Origin of the sequence: Cyanobium gracile UHCC 0281, from assembly GCF_034931305.1 — a bacterium.
Taxonomy (GTDB): domain Bacteria; phylum Cyanobacteriota; class Cyanobacteriia; order PCC-6307; family Cyanobiaceae; genus Cyanobium; species Cyanobium gracile_A.
In genome coordinates this window covers 1-2,079 of sequence record NZ_JAYGHY010000118.1, presented here as the reverse complement: position 1 = coordinate 2,079, position 2,079 = coordinate 1, and the positions used below count along the sequence as shown (strand labels likewise).

3 protein-coding genes are annotated in these 2,079 nt (G+C 71.5%); 1 reads left to right on the top strand and 2 read right to left on the bottom strand.

All coding sequences use genetic code 11. The annotated features are described in order from the left end of the window. Together VB739_RS16570 and VB739_RS16565 are read right to left on the bottom strand one after the other, a co-directional pair. Window positions 1–885 (bottom strand): helix-turn-helix transcriptional regulator (locus VB739_RS16570; protein ID WP_323358114.1); only part of this gene is annotated, 885 nt, incomplete at its 3' end. Between the two features lie 11 nt (window positions 886–896). Further along, complete coding sequence (locus VB739_RS16565; protein WP_323358113.1) at window positions 897–1,616, bottom strand: pseudouridine synthase; 720 nt, start codon at window positions 1,614–1,616, stop codon at window positions 897–899. A gap of 89 nt (window positions 1,617–1,705) precedes the next feature. On the opposite strand from VB739_RS16565, the gene VB739_RS16560 reads away from it, so the two are divergent. Continuing rightward, the coding region (locus tag VB739_RS16560; RefSeq protein ID WP_323358112.1) for a sigma-70 factor domain-containing protein at window positions 1,706–2,079 on the top strand (374 nt) is incomplete at its 3' end.

The following is a 2,079-nucleotide window of genomic DNA, read 5'->3' as shown; positions in this document are numbered from 1 at the left end:
GCTCTGGCCAGCGGGGGTGGCGGGCGCCAGGGGCTGGCCGTTCCAGCGCACCGAACCGACCGCCGGGGCCGGCTCGAGCCGCAGGCTGAAGGGGGGCAGCACCGGCAGGCTGAGGCTGCCCTGCACCGCAGGCAGCTGGGTTTCCACACCCCGATCGCTGCGCAGGGCCACCCGGGTGGGCTTGGCCAGCTCAAGGCGCAGCAGGCCGAGGGCCAGATCAGGGCGATTCTGGCTGGTTTCGCGGCGCAGCCGCTGCAGTCCCTGGCCGGCGGCGGCCTTGCCCAGGGGGCGCAGGTCGGGGTAGGCGCCCAGGATCGCCCGGTCGGCATCCTCCAGGTTGGCCTGGTCGGTCTGGGCGGCACTCAGGGGCGGAATCGGCCGCAGGGCGTTCAGGCCCTGGGCGGCCAGCTGGCGCTGCTGCAGGTTGAGGCCATAGAGAAGGCCAGCACACAGCAGCGCGTACAGCACCGTGCCCTGCCAGGTGGTGAAGACATCGATCGAGCCGGGGGTGAAGCGCAGCAGCACCGTGTCCCGCCGCCGCCCGTTGCGCCGGTCCTGCTCCGGCGGCAGCACCCCGTCCAGAGCGCCCCCGGGCAGCTCCAGATGGTGTTCCAGCAGAGGCAGCATGGTGCGCAGGTAGGCCGCTTCCGGCAGCCGGTCCCGCCAGCCCCGCTCCAGGGCCTCCAGCACGGCGGTGCTGATGCGGGTGTCGAGCGCCAGCTGACGCAGGCCGATGCCGCGGCTCTCCCGGGCCTCGCGCAGCTGCTGGCCGGCGAGCAGCAGGGGATCCTGGCGTCGCTCCTCCACCACTGTTCGCACGCTGTGGCGCTGGCCCGGCAGGCTTTCGCGCAGACGCTGAAACAGGGACGGGACCGACTTGGGCAAGGGAGGGGGGCTCAGGGAGCGACGGCCAGGGGGCCCCATTCTCCCGGTTCGACCTCACGCCAGGATCCTTCCGCCAGATCGCCCAGCTGCACCGGGCCAACGGCGACCCGTCTCAGATCCAGCACCGGGTGGCCGAGGATCTCCGCCGTGCGTCGGATCTGGCGGTTGCGGCCCTCCCGCAGCACCAACTCCAGCAGGGTGGCGCCGCGGTGGTGGCGCAGCCGATGCAGGTCCACCGGCTGGCTGGGCAGGCCATCGAGGGGCACGCCGGCCCGCCAACGCTCCAGGGTTGCCGGCGGCGGCCATCCCTCGACCCACACCTGGTACGTCTTGCGATGGCCATAGCGGGGATGGGTGAGGCGCAGGGTGAGGTCGCCGTCGTTGCTGAGCAGCAGGGCACCCCGGCTGTCGGCATCGAGCCGGCCCACCGGATGCAGGCCGCGGCGCCGCTCCGGTGGCAGCAGGTCGAGCACGGTGGGCCGGCCGTGGGTGTCGTGGCAGGTGCTCAGCACCCCGGGCGGCTTGTTGAGCAGCAGGGTCAGGGTGCTGCGGGGCCGTTCCAGGGGCTGACCGTCGACGCTGATGAGGTCGCAGCTGGGATCGGCGCGGTCGCCCAGCTGGGCCAGCTCACCGTTGACCCGCACCCGGCCGTCGCGCAGCCACGCCTCCGCCTGGCGGCGGGAGCAGAGCCCTGCGGCAGCCACGAGTTTCTGCAGACGGTCGGCAGCCATCCCCCCATTCTGCGGACCGCTCCAGGTCGGAGCGAGTCCGCAAAGTGATGGTAGATTTACGAAACCAAATGGTTTCGTAACAAGGGACGATGCCTTCGATCACCATCACCGCTGCTTCCGCGTCCCTGCTGGTCTCCACCGGCGATTCGTTGCGCTCCTACCTGCGGGACATCGGCCGCGTGCCGCTGCTCAGCCATGAGCAGGAAATCACCCTGGGCCGCCAGGTGCAGGAGCTGATGGCCCTCGAAGACCTGCGCGAGGAACTCACCCTCCGATCCGGTGGCGAGGAGCCCAGCCCCGAACTGCTCGCCGCCGAGGCGGGCCTCACCCCGGTGATGCTGCGCAAGCGCCTGCACGCCGGCCGCCGCGCCAAGGAGCGCATGGTGGCGGCCAACCTGCGCCTGGTGGTGAGCGTGGCCAAGAAGTACACCAAGCGGAACATGGAGCTGCTGGATCTGATCCA